Source organism: Mesorhizobium sp. B4-1-1, assembly GCF_006439375.1.
In the GTDB taxonomy this organism is placed as follows: domain Bacteria; phylum Pseudomonadota; class Alphaproteobacteria; order Rhizobiales; family Rhizobiaceae; genus Mesorhizobium.
Genome location: NZ_VFTH01000006.1, coordinates 306,133 through 327,860, shown reverse-complemented (window position 1 = coordinate 327,860; position 21,728 = coordinate 306,133). Strand labels below are relative to the sequence as shown.

At 64.9% G+C, this 21,728-nt stretch carries 18 protein-coding genes; 7 read left to right on the top strand and 11 right to left on the bottom strand.

Annotated features, from left to right (window positions below):
• Positions 1 to 92: 92 nt before the first annotated feature.
• The 5 genes from FJW10_RS11845 to FJW10_RS11825 form a co-directional block, all read right to left on the bottom strand.
• Positions 93 to 1,091 carry an ABC transporter ATP-binding protein gene (locus FJW10_RS11845; protein ID WP_140832366.1) on the bottom strand — a complete coding sequence of 333 codons (999 nt, stop codon included), beginning with the start codon at positions 1,089 to 1,091 and terminating at the stop codon, positions 93 to 95.
• Positions 1,092 to 1,249: 158 nt separating this feature from the next.
• On the bottom strand, positions 1,250 to 2,404 hold the full coding sequence (locus FJW10_RS11840) for an ABC transporter substrate-binding protein (protein ID WP_140900229.1): 1,155 nt from the start codon (positions 2,402 to 2,404) through the stop codon (positions 1,250 to 1,252).
• Positions 2,405 to 2,533: 129 nt separating this feature from the next.
• Positions 2,534 to 3,445: a LysR substrate-binding domain-containing protein gene (locus FJW10_RS11835; RefSeq protein ID WP_140832363.1), complete on the bottom strand. Its 912-nt coding sequence runs from the start codon at positions 3,443 to 3,445 to the stop codon at positions 2,534 to 2,536.
• A gap of 54 nt (positions 3,446 to 3,499) precedes the next feature.
• Positions 3,500 to 4,123, bottom strand: coding sequence for a DedA family protein (locus tag FJW10_RS11830; RefSeq protein WP_140900228.1), 624 nt, complete (start codon positions 4,121 to 4,123; stop codon positions 3,500 to 3,502).
• On the bottom strand, positions 4,120 to 4,719 hold the full coding sequence (locus FJW10_RS11825; RefSeq protein WP_140900227.1) for a methyltransferase domain-containing protein: 600 nt from the start codon (positions 4,717 to 4,719) through the stop codon (positions 4,120 to 4,122). The genes FJW10_RS11830 and FJW10_RS11825 overlap by 4 nt, the downstream gene beginning before the upstream one ends.
• Positions 4,720 to 4,933: 214 nt before the next feature.
• On the opposite strand from FJW10_RS11825, the gene FJW10_RS11820 reads away from it, so the two are divergent.
• Together FJW10_RS11820 and FJW10_RS11815 are read left to right on the top strand one after the other, a co-directional pair.
• Entirely contained in the window at positions 4,934 to 5,608 is a 675-nt protein-coding gene (locus FJW10_RS11820; RefSeq protein ID WP_140900226.1) for a response regulator transcription factor, read from the top strand.
• Entirely contained in the window at positions 5,605 to 6,957 is a 1,353-nt protein-coding gene (locus FJW10_RS11815) for a HAMP domain-containing sensor histidine kinase (protein WP_140900225.1), read from the top strand. The genes FJW10_RS11820 and FJW10_RS11815 overlap by 4 nt, the downstream gene beginning before the upstream one ends.
• Before the next feature lie 97 nt (positions 6,958 to 7,054).
• Here FJW10_RS11815 and FJW10_RS11810 read toward each other — a convergent pair whose 3' ends face one another.
• Positions 7,055 to 7,819 carry a DeoR/GlpR family DNA-binding transcription regulator gene (locus FJW10_RS11810; RefSeq protein ID WP_140900224.1) on the bottom strand — a complete coding sequence of 255 codons (765 nt, stop codon included), beginning with the start codon at positions 7,817 to 7,819 and terminating at the stop codon, positions 7,055 to 7,057.
• Between the two features lie 385 nt (positions 7,820 to 8,204).
• Between FJW10_RS11810 and FJW10_RS11805 the strand changes: the two genes are divergently transcribed.
• Positions 8,205 to 9,089, top strand: a complete 885-nt coding sequence (locus FJW10_RS11805) for a phosphotransferase family protein (protein WP_140900223.1) — start codon at positions 8,205 to 8,207, stop codon at positions 9,087 to 9,089.
• Positions 9,086 to 11,539, top strand: a complete 2,454-nt coding sequence (locus FJW10_RS11800; protein ID WP_140900222.1) for an FAD-dependent oxidoreductase — start codon at positions 9,086 to 9,088, stop codon at positions 11,537 to 11,539. Before FJW10_RS11805 ends, FJW10_RS11800 begins: the two co-directional genes overlap by 4 nt.
• 15 nt (positions 11,540 to 11,554) lie before the next feature.
• Here the strand turns inward: FJW10_RS11800 and FJW10_RS11795 are convergent, their stop codons facing one another.
• Complete coding sequence (locus tag FJW10_RS11795) at positions 11,555 to 12,187, bottom strand: class I SAM-dependent methyltransferase (protein ID WP_140900221.1); 633 nt, start codon at positions 12,185 to 12,187, stop codon at positions 11,555 to 11,557.
• A 96-nt stretch (positions 12,188 to 12,283) separates the two neighbouring features.
• On the opposite strand from FJW10_RS11795, the gene FJW10_RS11790 reads away from it, so the two are divergent.
• Positions 12,284 to 13,186: a phosphotransferase family protein gene (locus tag FJW10_RS11790; protein WP_140900220.1), complete on the top strand. Its 903-nt coding sequence runs from the start codon at positions 12,284 to 12,286 to the stop codon at positions 13,184 to 13,186.
• Here FJW10_RS11790 and FJW10_RS11785 read toward each other — a convergent pair.
• Positions 13,183 to 14,106: a DMT family transporter gene (locus tag FJW10_RS11785; RefSeq protein WP_140900219.1), complete on the bottom strand. Its 924-nt coding sequence runs from the start codon at positions 14,104 to 14,106 to the stop codon at positions 13,183 to 13,185. The genes FJW10_RS11790 and FJW10_RS11785 overlap by 4 nt on opposite strands.
• Positions 14,107 to 14,183: 77 nt before the next feature.
• Positions 14,184 to 15,464, bottom strand: coding sequence for an amidohydrolase family protein (locus tag FJW10_RS11780; RefSeq protein ID WP_140900218.1), 1,281 nt, complete (start codon positions 15,462 to 15,464; stop codon positions 14,184 to 14,186).
• A 173-nt stretch (positions 15,465 to 15,637) separates the two neighbouring features.
• Here FJW10_RS11780 and FJW10_RS11775 point away from each other — a divergent pair, with 173 nt between their 5' ends.
• A complete protein-coding gene (locus tag FJW10_RS11775) occupies positions 15,638 to 17,392 on the top strand; it encodes an ABC transporter ATP-binding protein (protein ID WP_140900217.1) in 1,755 nt (584 codons plus the stop codon).
• 46 nt (positions 17,393 to 17,438) lie between these two features.
• Here FJW10_RS11775 and ilvD read toward each other — a convergent pair whose 3' ends face one another.
• Positions 17,439 to 19,283: a dihydroxy-acid dehydratase gene (gene ilvD / locus FJW10_RS11770; RefSeq protein WP_140900216.1), complete on the bottom strand. Its 1,845-nt coding sequence runs from the start codon at positions 19,281 to 19,283 to the stop codon at positions 17,439 to 17,441.
• A gap of 246 nt (positions 19,284 to 19,529) precedes the next feature.
• On the opposite strand from ilvD, the gene FJW10_RS11765 reads away from it, so the two are divergent.
• Positions 19,530 to 20,000, top strand: coding sequence for a VOC family protein (locus tag FJW10_RS11765; RefSeq protein ID WP_140832337.1), 471 nt, complete (start codon positions 19,530 to 19,532; stop codon positions 19,998 to 20,000).
• Positions 20,001 to 20,121: 121 nt separating this feature from the next.
• Here FJW10_RS11765 and FJW10_RS11760 read toward each other — a convergent pair whose 3' ends face one another.
• On the bottom strand, positions 20,122 to 21,714 hold the full coding sequence (locus FJW10_RS11760) for a peptide chain release factor 3 (protein ID WP_140900215.1): 1,593 nt from the start codon (positions 21,712 to 21,714) through the stop codon (positions 20,122 to 20,124).
• Between the last annotated feature and the right edge of the window lie 14 nt (positions 21,715 to 21,728).

Sequence of the window (21,728 nt, the reverse complement as noted above, 5' to 3'; positions counted from 1 at the left end):
ATCTCCCCCCTTGTGGGGGAGATGGCCGGCAGGCCAGAGGGGGGCGCCGTAGAGCGCCTCGTCTGCCTGACTGGCCACTATCCCGAGCACGGTCATGCCGGCTCGTCCATCAGATGCAGGCTGTCGCGGTTGAAGGTGAGCATCACCGCCTCGCCTTCCGCCGGCAGCGCCGTGCCCGCCGGCACGACCGCATGCAGCCTCAACCCGTCGGCGTCGAGCGCCAGCCTTGTCGTGGCGCCGAGGTAGTTGGTCCCGACCAGGCGCGCGGCGACGCCGTCGCCGCTGGCCGCACTGGAGATGCGGATGGACTCCGGGCGCAGACTCCCCCAGCGATGCTGGCCGGAATAGCGCTGGACGAAATCGGGCGGCAGCACGTTGGACGAGCCGACGAAATCGGCGACGAAGCGTGTGTTCGGGCGCTGGTAGATATCTTCCGGGGTGCCGACCTGCATGATCCTGCCATCGTTGAAGACGGCGACGCGGTCGGCCATGGAAAGCGCCTCGCCCTGGTCGTGGGTGACGAAGACGAAGGTGATGCCGAGCACTTTCTGCAGCGATTTCAATTCCTCCTGCATGTTCTCGCGCAGCTTGAGGTCGAGCGCGCCGAGCGGCTCGTCGAGCAGCAGCACCTTGGGCTGGTTGACCAGCGCGCGGGCAAGCGCGACACGCTGGCGCTGGCCGCCGGAAAGCTGGCCGGGGCGACGCGCGCCATAGCCCGGCAAACGCACCAGCGACAGCGCTTCCTCCGCCGCCTTCAATCGCTCGGCCTTGCCGACGCCCTTGACCATCAGGCCATAGGCGACGTTGTCGAGCACGTTCAGATGCGGGAACAGCGCATAGTCCTGGAAGACGGTGTTGACGTTGCGGCGATAGGGCGGAACGCCTTCGGCGCGCGCGCCGAAGATGGAGATCGAGCCGGCCGTCGGCTGCTCGAAGCCGGCGATCAGCCGCAGGCAGGTCGTCTTGCCGGACCCTGACGGTCCCAGCATGGCGAAGAACTCGCCCGGTACGATGTCGAGATCGACGGCGTCGACGGCGCGCACGTTGCCAAAATGGCGCGAGACTTGCTTGAAGGAAACAGCAGAGATCATGGGCCTGTCTGTCTATAGCCGGGCTGTCGATAGCCGGGTCTGGGAAATTCGCGCGGCGAACCACCTCCCCGCGAGAGGTCGCGGTTCAGCCTCGGGTGGGGACACTCCAACCCCCACACTGCATCTCGATCCTCTCCCCGGAGGGGAGGACTAGGAGATCACCGGCCGCCGATGACGCCGATATAATCCGACACCCAGCGGTAGTAAGGCACGCACTGGTCGGTCTGGCTGGCGCATTTCGACACCGGCGTCTTCCAGAACTTGATCTTGTCGAAATTCTCGTAGCCGTTGGTCTTGCAGCCTTCCTCGCCGAGCAGTTCGTTGCCCTTGCAGGCGGCGGGTACGACCGGCAGCGAGCCGAACCAGGCCGAGACGTCGCCCTGGACCTTCGGCGACAAGGAATGCTCGAGCCACATATAGGCGCAGTTCGGATGGGCGGCGTCGGCTTCCATCATGGTGGTGTCGGCCCAACCGGTGACGCCCTCTTCCGGCACGGTCGAGGCGACCGGCTTCTTGGCGGCGACCAGCGTGTTGACCTGATAAGGCCATGAGCCCGAGGCGACCACGCCCTCGTTCTGGAAGTCGTCGACCTGGATCGCGGCATCGTGCCAGTAGCGGCCGACCAGCGTGCGTTGCGTGCGCAAAAGATCGAGCGCCGCCTTGTACTGGTCCTCGTTCAGCTCGTAGGGGTCCTTGATGCCGAGTTCCGGCTTGTGGAACATCAAATAGTTGGCGGCGTCGGCGATGTGGATCGGGCCGTCATAGGCCTGGACGCGGCCCTTGTTCGACTTGCCGTCGGGCAGCTTCATTTCCTCGAAGACGACGTTCCAGCTCTTGGGCGCTTCCTTGAAGACGTCGGTGCTGTACATCAGGATGTTCGGGCCCCACTGATAGGGAACGCCGTAATGCACCTTGTCGACGGTGAACCACGGCGCATCCTTCAGGCGGTCGTCGACGGTCTTCCAGCTCGGGATCAGATCGGTGTTGATCGGCTGGACACGCTTGCCGGCGACGAGGCGCAGCGAGGCATCGCCCGAAGCGGTGACGAGGTCGAAGCCGCCTTCGTTCATCAGCGAGACCATCTCGTCCGAGGTGTTGGCGGTCTTGACGTTGACCTTGCAGCCGCTTTCCTTCTCGAAAGCCGTCACCCAGTCATAGCCCTTGTCGGTCTCGCCACGCTCGATATAGCCCGGCCAGGCAACGATGTTGACCTCGCCCTCGCCCTTGCCGAGTTCCTTGACCTGGGCCATGGCCTGAGCGGAAAAAGTCAGCGCGACAGTCAGCGCCGTGCACGACTTCAGGAATGCATTCATCGTCGATCTCCCATTGCTAGGGGCAGCGCTCTCAGGGCGCGGCTTTGTTCCCTGAGCGAAAGTGCTGTGAAAAATCCGGTTTCGCAAATTCATTTATCAGAAAGCCGATATCGGTTTTACCGATAGATATCATAGTCGTTGGCGCACCATCCGCTGCGACTGTGCGAGGCCGATGAAGTCGCGCGCGGCCTGCGGCAGGCCGGAGCCGCGGCGCCAGACGGTGCCGACCTGGACCACCGGCAGCGAGCCGGATACGTCGCGCGATTCGATGCGGTCGCCTTCCAACGACCAGGGCCGGTAGACGAGGTCGGGCAGCAGCGCCACGCCGGCGCCGGTGGCGACCAGGCTGCGCACGGCTTCGACCGAGCGCGTGCGGAAGGCGACATGCGGCCTGGCGCCGATCGCCGACAGCAGCTTGCCGGTGTTCTCCTCGATCTCGTCTACGGTGAGCATGATCAGCGGCTCGGACGCGATGTCGCCGATCGAGATGATGTCGGCGCTGGCGAGCCTGTGGCTGAGCGGAACCCACAGCCGATAGGCCGAAACTTCCAGGATTTCCGACTGCAGCGCGGTGCGGTCGCGCAGGTTGGACGTCACCATGACGGCGATGTCGAGCTTGCCGCCGACCAGAAGGTGCTCGAGATAGTCGCCATTGTCCTCGATGGCCGAAACCTCCACGCCGGGATAGGCGCGGCGGTAGCGGGCGAGCAGATCGGACAGCACATAGCCGGCGACCAGCGAGGTGACGCCGAGCTGCAGGCGGCCGCCCACAGCGGCCTGCTCGCTGGAGAAGGAACGGCGCGCATCCGAGACATCGGCCAGGATCTTGGTCGCGTGGCGCAGGAACTGGTGGCCCTTATGGGTGATGTTGAGGCCGCGCGGATGGCGCTCGAAGAGCTCGACGCCGAGATCGCTCTCCAATTCCTTGATCGCCTCGGTGACCGAGGACTGGGAAATCGACAGGTTCTGCGCGGCCCCAGAGACGGTGCCCTGCTCGGCGACGGCGACGAAGAACTGCAATTGGCGGATGGTGAAGGCCATGGCCGGACTAAACACCGGCGCGCGCGGGAAGGGAAGCCGGCACAACCCTTTGTTCTACGCCGGTGAATTCCAGCCTTTTGCGGGTCTGACGCGGCGCCAGTGGGGGCGCAGTCCGATGAGAAACGCGACTTCCAGCGCGAGCACGACGGCCATGATGCGGAACGCCACCGTAGGCAGATCGTGGACGCTGTCGCGCATAGCATAGCCGGCAACAAGAAAGCCGGCGTTCCACAGCATAGCGCCAAGCATGGTGGCCAAAACGAAAGGCAAAGCCGGCAGACGCAGCGCGCCGGCGGCGATCGGCAGATAGTTGCGCACCGTCGGCACGAACTGCGCCAGCAGCGAGGCCCTTATGTGGTTGCGGCAGTAGGCGGCGGAGAACCGCAGATAAGTTTCGCGGCGCAGGAAGATGTAGCGACCGAAACGCCCGACCAGGGCGCCGGCTCGCACCGGCCCGAGCCGGACACCCAGAGCATACCAAAACAGGCAGCCGGTCGTCGAAGCCAGGGTCGTCACCACCAGTAGGCTGCCGAGCGCCGCCAGATCAGGAGCCCTGGTCATGCCGAGAAGGAGCAACAGCACATGCGACGGCGGCACCGGCAGGATCTTTTCGGTGAAGGCGAGGCAAGCGGCGCCGAACAGGCCAAGCCCCAGTGCCGCGGACAGGAGATCGCTCATGCGAAACGCCAGTCATATGTGTCGAGACCCTTGATCCTGGAGACGCGATAGACCGTCGCCGGCGGGAAATTACGCAAGGTGCCGCCAATGCGGACCGCCTCGAGGTCGAGCCTGTCGAGGACGGCCTGGTCGAAAGGGCAGTGGCGGCCAAAGGTGAACTGATATAGGGCTGCGCCCGGCCGAAGACTGGCGAAGACGCCTTCCAGGATCGCAGATGATTTGCGCGGCGATATCAGCCGAAACGGCAGCCCGCTGACCACCGCGCCGACGACAGGGCCATCGAACAGCGGCAGATGGCGCAGGCCGACCGCGTCCGTCTCGACAATGCGCGCCGACGGGAAGCGACGCGCGAGCAGCGCGGCAAAATCCGGATCGGACTCGACCAGCGTAAGGTCGTTTTCGCGCACGCCGCGCTGCAGCAGGGCGCGGGTGAAAGGCCCCGTGCCCGGCCCGAGCTCCAGCACCGGACCGGTGTCGGGGCCGATCTCGCGCGTCATCAGCGCCGCCAGGCTCGGACTGGAGGGCGTGACCGAGCCCATCCGGAAGGGCGCCAGCGTCCAGGCCTTCAGGAAGGACAAAGCGTCATTTGCAGGCATGTTGACCTCATTGCTTGCGCGGGCGATTCGAGTTGCCCGGCATGGACGAGGCGCTGTTTGGAGGTCGCGGATTGCATGGACATTGCGAACGGCATGGCATCGCGAAAGAAAAAGTTCGCCGCCGGCGGCAAGAACTGGCGCCATGTCTATGCAATCTTGGCGCGATAGTCGGCCAGGCAGGATTATTAAGAGATGGGACTGCAAGAGGTCTTCAATGCGTATCCTGATGGTCGAGGACGAGCCGGAAATGGTTTCGGCGCTGCGGGCGGCGCTGAGGCGGCACGACATGGTGGTCGACCATGCCGGCTCGCTGCTGGAAGCGGAAGGATTCGTCGCCGTCGACGGCTATGACGCGATCCTGCTCGACCGGCAGTTGCCGGACGGCGACGGGCTGGCGCTGGTGCCGAAGCTTCGCGCCGCCAGGAACACGACGCCGGTGCTGATGCTGACGGCCCGGGGCGACACCGCCGACAAGGTCGACGGGCTCGACATGGGCGCCGACGATTATCTGGCCAAGCCTTTCGCCTTCGAGGAACTGCTGGCCCGGCTGAGGGCATTGCTGAGGCGCCCGGCGGCGATCGAGACGCAGACGATCCGCGCCGGCCACCTTTTGCTCGATGTCGGCCACCGCGAGCCCTCGATCCGCGGCGAGCCGCTCACCTTGCCGCGCCGCGAACTGCTGGTGCTGGAAGCGCTGATGCGGCGAACGGGGCGCATGGTGCAGCGCGAGGCCCTGATGGAGGCCGTGTTCGGGCTGGACGACGAGATCCAGTCCAACGCGCTCGATACCCATGTCTCGCGGCTGCGCCGCAAGCTCAGCGAAGCCGATAGCGGGGTCGTCATCAACGGCATACGCGGCGTCGGCTACCTGCTGCGCGAGATCACATGAACCTTCGCCGGCCGCGCTCGCTGAAATGGAGCCTGGTGCTGCGCATCGCCATCCTGCAATGCGTGATGCTGACGCTCATCATCATCGGCATCATCGGCGCAATGCTCGCCACCGGCCTCATTCCGCACGATTACGAGGACGGCACGATGGACGTGCTGGCGGATGCGGTGGCGCGCGACGCCAAAGGGGCGCTGGTGCTGAAGGAAAATTCCGATCTGACCAAGCTGCGGTCGGATGTCCCGGACCTCTGGTTTATCATCCGCGACAAGGACGGGCACCTGCTTCAAGAAGGCACCGTGCCGGTTGCCTACCAACCTTTCGTCGGATTGCTGGACAACATCAGCGATGCCCGCATCGACCTCGCCATCGGCGAAGCCGCGCCGCCGGGCGGCAAGATCCGCTGGACCGACACGGCCGCCGGCAACGTCCAGATCATGAGCGGCACGAAGGGCGAGCTTTCGCTGCTGCGCGTTCTCGGGCAGGCGCCGGAACTCTTCCTGCAAGGGATTTTGCCGCTGGCCGGGCTGATGGCGCTGGCGACGCTGTTCGCAACGCCGTGGGTGGTGCGCGGCGCGCTTTCCGGCCTCGGCAACGCGGCGCGCGCGGCGGAGCAGATCGAGATCGACAAGCGCGGCGTGCAACTGCCGCTGGACGGCGTGCCGAAGGAAGTCACGCCGCTGGTCGATGCGGTCAACGCCGCCCTGTCGCGCCTCGATGCCGGTTACGCGCGGCACAAGCGGTTCCTGACCGACGCCGCGCATGAGCTCAGAACGCCGGTCGCCATCCTCAACACACGGCTCGCCGCGCTGCCGGCGACGCCCGAGCGCGCCAGGCTCCTGCAGGACGCCGCGCGGCTGTCCACGCTGGCCGACCAATTGCTCGACCTGCAGCGGCTTGATCGGCAGGCCGAGCATTTCGGGCTGGTCGATCTGGTCCTCCTTGCCCGAAACGTCGTGGTCGACCTGGCGCCGCTGGCCTTCGCCGTCGGCTACGAGATGGCGTTCGAGCCGGCCAAGGAAAAGCTTGTCGTGCGCGGCGACCGCACGGCGATCGAGCGCGCCGTGACCAATCTCGTCCAGAACGCGATCGACCATGGCGGCAAGGCCGGTCGCATCACCATCAGCGTATGCCTGCCCGCGGTCATCGAGGTGCTGGACCAAGGCCAAGGCGTGCCGGCATCCGAACGCGAGCGGATATTCGAGCCTTTCTACCGCCTGCATCCGCGGGATCATGGCGCCGGCCTCGGCCTCAACCTTGTCCGCGACCTGATGCAGTTGCATGGCGGCAAGGTCGAGGTGCTCGACGGCAGGCAGGGCGGCGCCTGCTTCCGCATAATCTTTCCGGCCTAATGTTCGGGTCGGTCATCGCGGCGATCCAGCACCATGGCAGGGATGGCGGCGTAGTAGTCGCTGGTGTTCGGCTAGCTTTCCTGTCCCCCGGTCGGGGTCAAGGCGTCGCGATGGCCAAGCGCGCGCCGGCCTGGCTCAGCGCGGCGGCGATGTCGGGCGGCGGCGGCTGGTCGGTGGCGAGCTCGGAAAAGCCGTCGAAGCCACAGACCCTGACCAGGCCCTGGCGGCCGAACTTGGTATGGTCGGTGACGACCAGCGAGCGCTGGCCGCGCGACAGCACCATGCGGGCGAATTCCGCCTCTTCCAGCTCGTAGTCGGTGAGGCCGGCGGCGGCGTCGACCGCGCCGATCGAAATCACCGCGTGATCGACCGAAAAGCGGCTGATGAACTCGATCGCCGAGATGCCGAAGGCCGCGCCTGAATCGCTGCGCAGCTCGCCGCCCGCCATATAGACCTTGTTGCCGTTCACCGTCGCCAGCGTGCGGGCGATGTCGGAGGAATTGGTGACCACCGTCAGCCGGCGATGGCCGAGCAACTCTCGCGCGAGGAAGGATGTGGTCGTGCCGGTGTCGAGCATGATCGCCTCGCCATCGCGGATCGTGGCCGCGACCATCCTGGCGATCAGGCGCTTGGCTTCGGCATTCTCGCGCATGCGCCGCTCGAACGGCGCCTCGCCCACCATCGAGGCAAGGCCCACGGCGCCATGCATCTTCAGCACCGACCCATCGTCGGCCAGCGGCTTGACGTCGCGCCGCACCGTTTCCAGCGAGACGCCCAGACGTTCGGCAAGGCTGGCTATGGTGATCGTGCCCTCGTCGTTGAGGAGCCGCAGGATTTCGCCATGCCGTTTCGAATGGATCATGTGGATGTCCGGGATTTTGACCGAATTTAAGGCTTTGGCAACGCTTTGAAAGGAGTCGCTTATATTTTCGGGCAAAACACCCAAAAAAAGTCACAGCTTTTGATTGACAGCTCTGCCACCCCGGCATGACATTGACCTTGTGACAGGCTCGGAACTGCCGCAGGAGGGTGATGGCAGAGCCGCAGCCTAGTGACCAGATCGCCTGGAATCAGCCAGGCGCGAGCTTTTATCGAATCCGCGGGGGCGGATGCCGGGATATCATACCTGGCCAAGGGGCTCGTCGGTGCGGTGCGGGATACCGATCCTGGCGTCTCGCACCGACGAGGCTTTTTCACTTTTTGCCATCCTTGTTTTGGGCGGGGCCGGCTGAGGCCGGAACGAAGCCGTGAACGCCGAAGACCGCATCCGCGCCCTGCCGTGCTGGAACGGCGGCATCGAGATCGAGCCGCTGCCGGGCGGCCTCAGCAACGCCAATTTTGTCGTCACGGATGCGGCCGGGCGACATGTCGTGCGCTTCGGCCAGGACTTCCCGTTCCACCATGTCTTTCGCGCGCGCGAGGTGATGACGGCGCGGGCAGCGCATGCGGCGGGCTTCGCGCCGGCCGTGCACTATGCCGAGCCCGGCATACTGGTGACGGAATTTCTTGGCGCGAAGACTTTCCTCGGAGAGGATGTGCGCGCCAATCTCGGCGGCGTGGCGGCGCTGCTGCGCGGCTTCCATCGCGAGATGCCGAACCACGTCTCCGGCGCCGGCTTCATGTTCTGGGTGTTCCACGTCATCCGCGACTATGCGCGCACGCTGAGCGAAGGCGGCAGCCGAAAGAAGGATCAGTTGCCGCGCTATCTTTCGCTCGCCGACGAGCTCGAGCGGGCGCAAAAGCTTTTGCCGATCGTCTTCGGCCACAACGATCTTTTGCCGGCCAATATTCTCGACGACGGCAAACGGCTGTGGTTGATCGACTTCGAGTATGCCGGCTTCAACACGGCGATGTTCGACCTCGCCGGCGTCGCGTCCAATGCCGGCATGAGCAACGACGAATCCTTCGCCTTCCTGACCGCCTATTTCATGAAGGAGCCGGACGGCGAAATCCGCCGCTCGCACGCCGCCATGCAATGCGCCTCGCTGCTGCGCGAGGCGATGTGGAGCATGGTCTCCGAGCTTTATCTCGACGCGCCCGGCATCGACTATGTCGCCTATACCGAGGAAAACCTCGTCCGGCTCGACGCGGCGCTTGAGAATTACCGGACGAAATACGGGACCAAGTCATGACTTTGCCCAGCCATGCCGAAATCGTCGTCATCGGCGGCGGCATCATCGGCTGCTCCACCGCCTATCATCTGGCACGCGACCACAAGGCCGATGTGGTGCTTCTCGAGCAGGGCAAGCTGACCTCGGGCTCGACCTGGCACGCCGCCGGACTGGTCGGGCAGTTGCGCTCCTCGGCCTCGATCACGCGCGTGCTCAAATATTCCGTTGATCTCTACAAGGGACTGGAGGCCGAGACGGGCCTGGCGACCGGCTGGAAGATGACCGGCTGTTTGCGGCTGGCGACGAACGCCGACCGCTGGACCGAATTCAAGCGGCTGGCGACCACGGCAAAAAGCTTCGGCATGGACATGCAGCTTCTGTCGCCTGCGGAAGTGAAGCGCATGTGGCCGCTGATGGAGACCGGCGATCTGGTCGGCGCCTCGTGGCTGCCGACCGATGGGCAGGCAAGCCCCTCCGACATCGCCCAGTCGCTCGCCAAGGGCGCGCGCATGCATGGCGCGAAACTGTTCGAGGACGTGCGCGTCACCGGCTTTGCGATGAAGGACGGCCGCATCACGGCGGTGAAGACTTCAAAAGGCGACATCGCCTGCGGCAAGGTGGTGAACTGCGCCGGGCAGTGGGCAAGGCAGGTCGGCGCGATGGCCGGCATCAACGTGCCGCTGCAGCCGGTCAAGCACCAGTACATCATCACCGAGAAGATCGAGGGGTTGGCCAACGACGCGCCGACGATCCGCGACCCCGACCGCCGCACCTATTTCAAGGAAGAGGTCGGCGGGCTGGTGATGGGCGGCTATGAGCCCAACCCGCAGGCCTGGACGACCAATCTCCCAGGGGGTGACGTCCCCAACGATTGGGAATTCCGCCTGTTCGACGACGACTACGATCACTTCGAACAGCATATGACCCAGGCGATCGCGCGTGTTCCGGCTCTGCAAACCGCCGGCGTCAAGCAGATGATCAACGGGTCGGAGAGTTTCACGCCGGATGGCAATTTCATCCTGGGCGTCGCGCCCGAATGCGCCAACATGTTCGTCGGCGCCGGCTTCAACGCCTTCGGCATCGCGTCGGGCGGCGGCGCCGGCTGGGTGCTGGCGCAATGGGTGGTCGACGGCGAGGCGCCGCTCGACCTCTGGGTGGTCGATATCAGACGCTTCTCCGGCCTGCACCGCGACCGCGACTGGGTCCGCGACCGCACGCTGGAAGCCTATGGCAAGCACTACACGATCGGCTTCCCGCACGAGGAGTATCTGACTGGACGGCCCCGCATCGTCTCGCCGCTCTATGAGCGGCTGAAGACGCACCGCGCCGTGTTCGGCTCCAAGCTCGGCTGGGAGCGGCCGAACTGGTTCGCGCCGGACGGCGCGGCCGCCGAGGACGTCTATTCGATGGGCCGCCAGAACTGGTTCGGCCCGGTCGGCGACGAACACCGTCATGTGCGCGAGAAGGTCGGCATCTTCGACCAGTCCTCCTTCGCCAAATACGAGCTGACCGGCGCGGACGCGCTGAAGGCGCTCGACTGGATCTGCGCCAACGACGTCAACAAGCCGGTCGGACGGCTAACCTACACGCAGCTCCTCAACACGCGCGGCGGCATCGAGGCCGACCTCACCGTGTCGCGGCTCGGCGAGGACCGGTTCTACATCGTCACCGGCACCGGCTTCCGCACGCATGATCTGTCCTGGATAAGCGACCATGTCGGCTCGGGCCTCGACGCCAGGTTGAAGGACGTCACGGAAGATTTCGGCACGCTGTCGCTGATGGGGCCGCGCGCCCGCGACGTGCTGTCGGCGGTGACGGAGGCCGATGTCTCGAACGCCGCCTTCCCCTTCGGCCATGCGCGCGAGATCGCAATAGCCGGCCATAGCGTGAAGGCGCTGCGCGTCACTTATGTCGGCGAGCTCGGCTGGGAGCTGCATGCGCCGATCGCCGCCACCGGCGAGGTTTTCGACGCGCTGATGGCGGCGGACAAGGCGCATGGCATTCGCCCGGTCGGCTACCGCGCGCTGGAGTCGCTCAGGCTGGAGAAAGGCTATCGCGCCTGGGGCTCCGACATCACGCCGAACGACACGCCGCTGGAAGCGGGACTCGGTTGGGCGGTGAAGCTCCGCAAGAACACCGACTTCGTCGGACGCAGGGCGCTGGAGAAAGCAGCCGGCAAAGCGCCGACGAAACGTTTTGCCGGCTTCACCGTGGACGATCCCGAGATCGTGCTGGTCGGGCGCGAGACGATCCTGCGCAATGGCGAACCGGTGGGCTACCTCACCAGCGGCGGCTACGGCTACACGATGGGCAAGAACATCGGCTACGGCTATGTGCGCAATGCCGACGGCGTCGGCGACGAGTTCCTTGCCTCTGGCGACTACGAACTGGTGGTGGCGATGGAACGCACGCCGGCAAAGATCCATCTCGAGGCGCTGTACGACCCGGCCGGGGCAAGAACAAAGGCCTGATCCGCCGAGCCCGGGTCAGCTGACGCGCAGCACAAGCCCCCTGCTCGGCACGGTATCGGTTTCGCCCGGCATCGAGGCATAGGGCGCCGTTTCCTCGACGCGCTTCAACCTGCCTTGAGCCTCAAGCCCGGCGACGCGCTCGGCGAAGCCGGCCTGCCAAAGCGTGTTCTTGACGGTCAGCACGATGACGCCGCCTGGGCGGCAGATGCGGATCAGCTCGTCCAGTCCCTCGACCCCGACATGGCCCGAGGTGAAGACGCCCGCCGAAACAATGCCGGCATAGGCGCCATCGGCGAAGGGCAAAGCGTCGCCCATCGCCAGGCGATGCAGCGCCGTGTAGACGCCCTTGACGCCTGCCTTGTCCAGCATGCCTTGCGAGATGTCGAGCGCCTCGACCCTCGGATAGCCGATGATGGCCAGCCATTCGCCGATCAGGCCGGTGCCGGCGCCGGCGTCGAGCAAGGGTTCTGCGCCGCGCGGCAGGTGCCGGGCAAGCAGCGCCAGGCATATCGTCGGGTGGCGGTAGCCGGCGGCCGACATGTCGGCGTCATAGGTCTCGGACCAGCTGTCATAGATCGCCGCCACTTCCTCCGGCCGCTTCGCGGCGTAGGCCGCGCTTAGCGAGCCGCTGTGCTTGCCGTCCGCCATTTCTGCTCCCGCCGCCGATTCGTATCCGCAATGGTAGCCAAGCGGCAAAAACTGTGGAACCGTTCGGCTATAAAACATCGTGTGATGGTAAAGGGGATGACGATGGACGAGGCGCGCGCCGCGTTGGCCGCCATTCCGGCGCTGGCGGGCTATGACGGACCGCTGCAGCGTTTGGGCGGCCTGACCAACATGGTCTATCGGGCCGGCGAGGCGTGTCTGCGCATTCCCGGCAAGGGCACGCAAGAATATATCAACCGCGCCAACGAGGCGGTGGCGGCGCGCGAGGCGGCCAGGGCCGGCGTCACTCCCGAAGTGCTCTATGCCGATCCGGCGTCCGGCCTGATGGCGACGCGTTTCATTGCTGGCGCCGAGACGATGTCGCCCGAAAAATTCAAGGCGCGGCCGGGCAGCCCGGCGCGGGCCGGCCAGGCCTTCCACAAGCTTCACTCTTCCGGCGCGGTCTTTCCCTTCCGCTTCGAATTGTTCGCGATGATCGACGACTATCTCAAGGTTTTGTCGACCAAGGACGTGGCGCTGCCCGCCGGCTATCACGACGTGGTGCGCGAGGCGGAAGCTGTGCGCGCGGCCCTTGCCGCGCACGCAATCCCGCTCGCCGCCTGCCATTGCGACCCGCTGTGCGAGAATTTCCTCGATACGGGCGATCGGATGTGGATCGTCGACTGGGAATATTCCGGCATGAACGATCCGCTGTGGGACCTCGGCGACCTCTCGGTCGAGGGGAAGTTTGACGTCGCACAGGATGAAGAGCTGACGCGCGCCTATTTCGGTGGCGAGCCGCGACCGGCCGAGCGTGGCCGGATCGTCATCTACAAGGCGATGTGCGACCTCTTATGGACGCTTTGGGGCCTGATCCAACTCGCCAACGGCAATCCGGCCGACGATTTCCGAGCCTATGCCGACGGCCGCTTCGCCCGCTGCAAGGCGCTGATGGAGACAACGGAATTCTCCAGGCATCTGGCAGCGATACGTGCGGGTTAGTTCACGCCCTTCGGCACGTTCTCGGGCGGCACCTCGGTCTCCACCACCTTCTGGCGATGGAAGATGAACAGGCCGGCGAGCACGACGATCGCCGCGCCGACCAGGATACGCGGCCCCGGGACATCGCCGAAGAACACGAGGCCGAAGACCACCGCCCACAGGAGCAGCGTGTAGTGCAGTGGCGCCAGCGTCGAGGCCGGCGCCAGCTTCAGCGCCCTTGTGATCATCAGATGCGCGGCGCAAGAGACGACGCCGAGCAAAAGCATGGCCCCGAAATCGAGCGCCGACGGCGTGCGCCAGGCGCCGATGGTGAGCAGGCCGCCGACAATCAGCGTGCCGATGGTCTGCCAGGTAACCAGACTCGTGTCGCTGGTGCCGCGCAGGAGACGGCCGAGGATGATAGCGAATCCGAAGGCGATGCTGCCCACGAGCGCGAAGGCCGAAGACAGCGAGAAGGCCGCCGAGGACGGCTTCAGGATGATCAGCACGCCGCAGAAGCCGGCCAGGATCGCCAGCCAGCGGCGCCAGCCGACCTTTTCGCCGAGCAACAGATGCGACAGCGCCGCGACGTAGATCGGCCCGGCCATGTAGAAGCTCATCACGTCGGCCAGCGGCAGGTAGACGACCGCGGCATAGAACAGTCCGGTATCGGTTGTGGTGGCCACGACACGCAGGAACTGCAAAACCGGCCGGTCCATGTGAAACAGCCTGGCCGTGCCCTGGTTGGCGATCATCGGACCCAGCACGATGAAGGCGCCGATCGAGCGGATGAGCACCACCTGTCCGACGGAGAAGCTCGCGACCAGCCATTTGCCCATCGCGTCGTTCAGCGCGAACATGAAGTCGCCGGCCAGCATCAAGAGGATGCCGGCGAGCAACATGTTCCTGATCGTGAAATTGCGCGCAAGGGACAGGGCCATGCCGGCTCCCTAACCGCAAGCAGCTGGTTTGACGAGGGAAATTCGGGGAAATCGGTAAGACCAGCGGCGGAAATCGACTAGCCGGCCTTGTGCCGCCTGTTCACTTGCGCCGGCCGGCCGGCGATCGACAGCCGCGTTTCCTGCCTGGTCCGCTCGGCCACAACCTTGCCCCTGGCAATGACGCAGAGGCGCTCGGGGCGCAGGCGAACGGCTTCGATCGCATTGCCGGCATCGAGCACGACAAGGCTCGCCCGCTTGCCGACCGCGAGGCCCAGATGGTCCAGTCCCATGATGGCGGCGTTGACATTGGTCACCATGTCGAAGCAGCGCGCCATGTCGGCCGGGCTCGACATCTGCGCGACATGCAGGCCCATGAAGGCGACGTCGAGCATGTCGGCCGTGCCTAGCGAATACCAGGGGTCGAGCACGCAATCCTGACCCCAGCCGACGCGGATCCCGAGCGCCTGCATCTCCTTGACCCGGGTCAGGCCGCGCCGCTTCGGGAAGGTGTCGTGGCGCCCCTGCAGCATGATGTTGATCAGCGGATTGGGGATTGCCGACACGCCGGCCTCGGCGATGAGCGGCAAAAGCTTCGAGACGTAGTAATTGTCCATCGAATGCATGGAGGTGAGGTGCGAGCCGGCCACCCTGCCCTGCAACCCGAGGCGCTGCGTTTCATAGGCCAGTTGCTCGATATGGCGCGACAGCGGATCGTCGGTCTCGTCGCAATGCATGTCGACCATCAGGCCGCGTTCGGCCGCGATCTCGCAAAGCTCCATGACCGACCGCATGCCGTCGGCCATGGTGCGCTCGAAATGCGGGATGCCGCCGACGATATCGACGCCCTTGTCGAGCGCGCGGATGGTGTTCTTCAGCGCCGTCGGCGAGCGATAGAGGCCGTCCTGCGGAAACGCGACCAATTGCAGGTCGATATAGGGCGCGACGGTTTTCTTGACATCGAGCAGCGCTTCCACCGCGAGCAACCGGTCGTCGCAGACGTCGACATGGCTGCGGATGGCGAGCAGGCCCATCGACACCGCCCAGTCGCAATAGGCGAGCGCGCGCTCGCGCACCGCTTCATGCGTCAGAAGCGGCTTCAGCTCGCCCCACAGCGCAATGCCTTCGAGCAGCGTTCCGGAAGCGTTGATGCGCGGGATGCCGTAGGACAGTGTCGCATCCATATGGAAATGCGGATCGACGAAGGGCGGCGAGACCAGATTGCCGCGGGCGTCGATTTCGGTCGGCGCGGAGCCCGGCAGTTTCTGCTCGACCGCCCGGATGGTTTCGCCGGCAATGCCGATATCGGCAATCCTGCCGTCCGGCAGCGTGCCGCCGCGCACGATGAGGTCGAAATCCATCTGTCGTCACCCTTTCAAGTATCGGCAATCATCGTGGCCGAAAAGACAGCCTGGCGCAGCCTTTTCTTTCCCCGGCAGCCGAAAGGTTCCATCGCGCCGCAACTCGCTCTATAAGCCGCCTCTCGCCCTCGTGGCGAATCCGAAATTCTCGCAGCCAGACTCAGGATCGGCCGTTGTTTCGCTTCTTCCGTTCCACGGAAAACCAGCGCCTCATCGCAAGGCTGGTGAGGGAATCCTTCCACGAGCATAGATTCGGCTATGGCGCAGCCATAGTGTCGATGCTGGTGGTGGCCGCCATGACTGGCGCCAGCGCCTGGATCCTGCGCGAGATCACCAACGAATTCGTCGTCTTCAAGAGGCTCGACCGTGTCAACATGATAGCGGCGAGCGTCGCGGGGATCTTCCTGCTCAAGGGCTTCGCAACGTTCGTGCAGGCCTATTGCATGAGCCGTGTCGGCAACGCCATCATCGCCGACCGGCAGCGCAAAATCTACGATCGCATCCTGGCGCAAGGCATCGAATTCTACCATTCGACCTCGTCGGCCGACCTGATCGCCCGCATGACCAACAACGCTCAGGCCGCGCGCAGCGTGCTGGACCTCGTCGTCACCTCCTATGTGCGCGACCTGGTGACATTGATCGTGCTGGTCGCGGTCATGGTTTGGCAACAGCCGTGGCTGTCGCTGATCTGCTTTGCCGTCGGGCCAGTGGCGATCTATGGCGTCAACCGCATCCTGAAACGCGTGCGCAAGATCGCGTCCATGGAATTCATGTCGCTTGGCCAGATCGTGCATGTGATGCAGGAGACGGCGATCGGCGTGCGCGTCGTCAAATCCTTCAACCTCGAAGGCGCGATGCGCAAACGCATGTACAAGGCCGTCTCCGATGTCGAGAACCGCGCCAACAACATCGCGACGCTGGAGGCCGCCACCAGTCCGGTGATGGAAACGCTTGCCGGCCTGGCGATCGCCGGGGCGGTCTTTGTCAGCGGCTTCCTGGTGCTGCAGGGCGGGCAGATGCCGGGCAACATCATGGCCTTCATCGCGTCGCTGCTCTTGGCCTATGAGCCGGCAAAGCGCCTGGCCCGCGTTCGCATCTCGCTTGAGACCGGCATCGTCGGCGTGCGCATGATGTTCCAGCTCGCCGACCGGCCGCTGACGCTGGCCGAGAAACCCGGCGCCACTCCGCTGCAACCCGGCCCGGGCGAAATCCGGTTCGACAATGTCAGCTTCGCCTACCCGGAAAGCCCGCCGGTGTTCGACGGCTTCAACCTGACGCTTCAAGCCGGCAAGATGACGGCGCTGGTCGGGCCGTCGGGCAGCGGCAAGTCGACGATCCTGAACCTGATCATGCGCATGTACGACCCGCAGACCGGCAAGGTGATGTTCGACGGCCAGGACATCTCGTTCGCGACGCTCGATTCGCTCAGGCAGAAGATCGCCTATGTCAGCCAGGACACGTTCCTGTTCGCCGGCACCGTCATGCACAATATCCGCCTCGGCCGCGAGGGCGCGACCGACGAAGAGGTGATCGCCGCCGCCAAGGCCGCCAACGCGCACGAATTCATCAGCGCCATGACCAAGGGTTACGACACGGAGGTCGGCGAGAACGGTTCGCTCTTGTCCGGCGGCCAGCGCCAGCGCATCTCGATCGCGCGCGCCATGCTGCGCAATGCCGAGATCCTGCTGCTCGACGAGGCGACCAGCGCGCTCGACGCCGAATCGGAAGCGCTGTTCCGCGACGCGCTGCAGCAGCTTACCGTCGGGCGCACGACGATCGTGATCGCGCACCGGCTGTCGACCGTGCACCAGGCCGACACGATCGTGGTGCTGGAAAAGGGCAAAGTGGTGGAAAGCGGCCCGCACAAGACCCTGCTCAAGCAGGGCGGGCTCTACCAGAAGCTTTATGAATATCAGCTGATGCCGTAGCGCGGCGGCTGTCCTTCTCCCCTTGCGGGAGAAGGAGAGGCGTTCATCACTCCGGCACTTTCCGCACAGCGCCCTTGTCGGCGCTGGTGGCGAAGGCGGCGTAGGCGCGCAGCGCGGTCGTCACCTTGCGCTTGCGCTTTTCGGCCGGCTTCCAGGCGTCGGCGCCCTTCGCCGCCATCGCCTTACGGCGCGCTTCGAGCTCGGCATCACTGATGGCGAGCCGGATCGTGCGATTGGGGATGTCAATCTCGATCGTGTCGCCTTCCTGGACCAGGCCGATCGCGCCGCCTTCGGCGGCTTCCGGCGAAACGTGGCCGATCGACAGGCCGGACGTGCCACCGGAGAAGCGGCCGTCGGTGATCAGGGCGCAGGTTTTGCCGAGGCCCTTCGACTTCAGGTAGCTGGTCGGGTAGAGCATCTCCTGCATGCCGGGGCCGCCGCGCGGTCCCTCATAGCGGATGACGACGATGTCGCCGGCCTTGATCTCGTTGCCGAGGATCGCCTTGACGGAGGCGTCCTGGCTTTCGAAGACGCGGGCCGGGCCGGTGAATTTCAGGATCGATTCGTCGACGCCGGCGGTCTTCACGATGCAGCCGTCGAGCGCCAGATTGCCCTTCAGCACGGCAAGACCGCCGTCTTTCGAGAACGGCGTCTTGGCCGAGCGGATGACGCCCTTCTCCCGGTCGGTGTCGAGCTCGTCCCAGCGGCGGTCCTGGCTGAAGGCGACCTGGGTCGGCACGCCGCCGGGAGCGGCCAGGAAGAAGTTGCGGACGTTTTCGGCAGAGGTGCGCGAAATATCCCAATGGTCGAGGGCCTCGCCAAGGGTCGCCGTATGCACAGTCGGCAGGTCGCGATTGATCAGACCGGCCCGGTCGAGCTGGCCGAGAATGGCCATGATGCCGCCGGCGCGGTGGACGTCCTCCATGTGGACGTCGGACTTGGCCGGCGCGACCTTGCAAAGCACAGGCACTTTGCGCGACAGCCGATCGATGTCTTCCATGGTGAAATCGACCTCGCCCTCGTGAGCGGCGGCGAGGATGTGCAGAACCGTGTTGGTCGAACCGCCCATGGCGATATCGAGCGCCATGGCGTTCTCGAAGGCGCCCTTGGAGGCGATGCTGCGCGGAAGTGCCGTTTCGTCGTCCTGCTCGTAGTAGCGCTGGGCGAGATCGACGACGAGATGGCCGGCCTCGACGAACAGGCGCTTGCGGTCGGCATGGGTGGCCAAGGTCGAACCGTTGCCGGGCAGCGAGAGGCCCAGCGCTTCCGTAAGGCAGTTCATCGAATTGGCGGTGAACATGCCCGAGCAGGAGCCGCAGGTCGGACAGGCCGAGCGTTCGATGACCTTGACGTCCTCGTCGGAGATCTTGTCGTCGGCGGCGGCGACCATGGCGTCGACCAGGTCGAGCGCCTGCGCCTTGCCGGCCAGCACCACCTTGCCGGCCTCCATCGGTCCGCCGGAGACGAAGACGGTCGGGATGTTGAGGCGCAGCGAAGCCATCAGCATGCCGGGCGTGATCTTGTCGCAGTTGGAGATGCAGACCATGGCGTCGGCGCAATGCGCGTTGACCATGTATTCGACCGAGTCGGCGATCAGCTCGCGCGACGGCAGCGAATAGAGCATGCCGTCGTGACCCATGGCGATGCCGTCATCGACGGCGATGGTGTTGAACTCCTTGGCGACGCCGCCGGCCTTCTCGATCTCGCGCGCGACAAGCTGGCCGAGGTCCTTCAGATGCACGTGGCCCGGCACGAACTGGGTGAAGGAATTGACCACCGCGATGATCGGCTTGCCGAAATCACTGTCCTTCATGCCGGTTGCCCGCCACAGGCCGCGGGCGCCGGCCATGTTGCGGCCATGGGTGGTGGTGCGGGAACGATAGGCAGGCATGAACTTTCCTCACAGTCGGCGTCGCGCCACAGGCACGCGGGAGCCGGGATTTAAACCGCAGGCGTTATATACGCCGGAGCCTGGTCTGGCCATTTTTTTGCGATGCGCCAGATTTTCTCAAGAAAAATGCATGCGCTGTCGGACCGCGACCGGTTCGACCGTCCTTGGGTAGCGGCGAGGGCGATGGCACCTCCGCCGCGCCCGTCCATCTTGGTAGCCACACCGAAACAGTACGAGGAGCACGACATGCAGAAGATCACCACTTTCCTGTGGTTCGACAACCAGGCCGAGGAGGCCATGAACCACTACATCTCCATCTTTAAGAATTCGAAGGTGCTGAGCGTGACGCGCTGGCCTAAGGGCCATCCCCAGGAAGGCCAGGTGCTGGTGGCCTCGTTCGAGCTCGACGGCGTGCAATTCCAGGCGCTGAACGGCGGCCCGCAATACAAGTTCACCGAAGCGATCTCGCTGTCGATCGACTGCAAGACGCAGGACGAGGTGGATCATTTCTGGACCAGGCTCACCGAAGGCGGCGGCGAACCAGGACGCTGCAGCTGGCTGAAGGACAAGTTCGGCGTTTCCTGGCAGGTCGTGCCGGAGCAGTTGCCCCGCCTGCTTATGGACCCCGACCGGGCCAAGGCAGGCCGCGTGATGTCGGCGATGATGCAGATGGGCAAGATCGAGATCGACAAGATCGAAGCGGCCGCGAGGGGATGAGAATTAGTGAGTAGTGAGTAGTGAGTAGTGAGTAGTGAGTAGTGAGTAGTGGGTAGTGAGTAGCGATGCCAGATCTTTCCAATTACCAATCAACTACTTCACCACTCACTACTCACTAGAATCACGCCGCCTTGTCGCGGACCTGGTAGTCCTTGACGGTGGCGAAGCGGATCGCCTTCCAGCGCTCGGCCTCGTAATTCAGTGAGAAGGCGTGCTGGGCCAGAAACACCGGATCGTTGTCGAGATCACGGGCGATGTCGCCGCGATGCGCCTCGATGAAGCGCTGCACTTCCGCCTTGTCGTCGGCCGAAATCCAGCGGCAGACGGAAAAGCGCGACATCTCGAAATCCACGGGAAGCGTGTATTCGATGTTGAGCCGCTCCTTCAAGACGTCGAGCTGCAGCGCGCCGACCACACCGACGATGGCCGGCGAGCCGTCCTCGGGTGAGAACAGCTGGACGACGCCCTCCTCGGCCATCTGGTGCAGCGCTTCCTTCAGCTTCTTCGCCTTCATGGCATCGCCGAGGCGCACGCGGCGCAGGATTTCCGGCGCGAAATTGGGCACGCCGCGGAACAGTATCTCCTCGCCTTCGGTCAGCGTGTCGCCGATGCGCAACGTGCCGTGGTTGGGAATGCCGACGACGTCGCCGGCGTAAGCTTCGTCGGCGGTGACGCGGGTGCGGGCGAAGAAGAATTGCGGCGCCGAGAGCGACATCGGCTTGCCGGTGCGCACGAGCTTGGCCTTCATGCCGCGCTCCAGCGTGCCCGAGCAGACGCGCACGAAGGCGATGCGGTCGCGGTGGTTGGGGTCCATGTTGGCCTGGATCTTGAAGACGAAGGAGGTCATCTTCTCCTCCGTCGCCTCGACCGTGCGGGTATCGGCCTCCTGCGCGCGGGGCGGCGGGCCGTAGGCGCCCAGCGCCTCGATCAGATCGCGGACGCCGTAATTGCGCAGCGCCGAGCCGAAATAGACCGGCGTCAGATGACCTTCGCGGAAGGCGTCGATATCGAGAGGCCGGCAGGCCCCGCGGGCCAGCTCCAGCTCCTCGATGAAGGCTTCGCGCTCATTGTCCGGCAAGAGCCCGGCGACGCGGTTGGAATCCGGGCCGTTGACGGGCGTGCGCTCCTTTTCCTCATCACCCTTGCGCACGGCATTGAGCGCCAGGTGATAGGTGCCGGAAAACGTCCTGCCGCGGCCGATCGGCCAGGTGATGGGCGCCGTATCGAGCGCCAGCTTCTGCTCGATCTCGTCGAGGATCTCGAACGGATCGCGGCTTTCGCGGTCCATCTTGTTGACGAAGGTGATGATCGGGATGTCGCGCAGCCGGCAGACCTCGAACAGCTTCAGCGTGCGCGGCTCGATGCCCTTGGCGGCGTCGATGACCATGACGGCGGAGTCCACCGCCGACAGCGTGCGGTAGGTGTCGTCGGCGAAATCCTCGTGGCCGGGCGTGTCGAGCAGGTTGAAGACATTGCCTTCATATTCGAAGGTCATCACCGAGGTGACGACGGAGATGCCGCGCTCGCGCTCGATCTTCATCCAGTCGGACCGCGTCTGGATGCGGTCCTTCTTGGCCTTGACCTCGCCGGCAAGCTGGATGGCGCCGCCGAACAGCAGCAGCTTTTCGGTGAGCGTCGTCTTGCCCGCGTCAGGGTGGGCAATGATCGCGAAGGTGCGGCGGCGCGCAACCTCTTCGGGTATTGTTTCGGGCATTTCTTTTAAGGCGT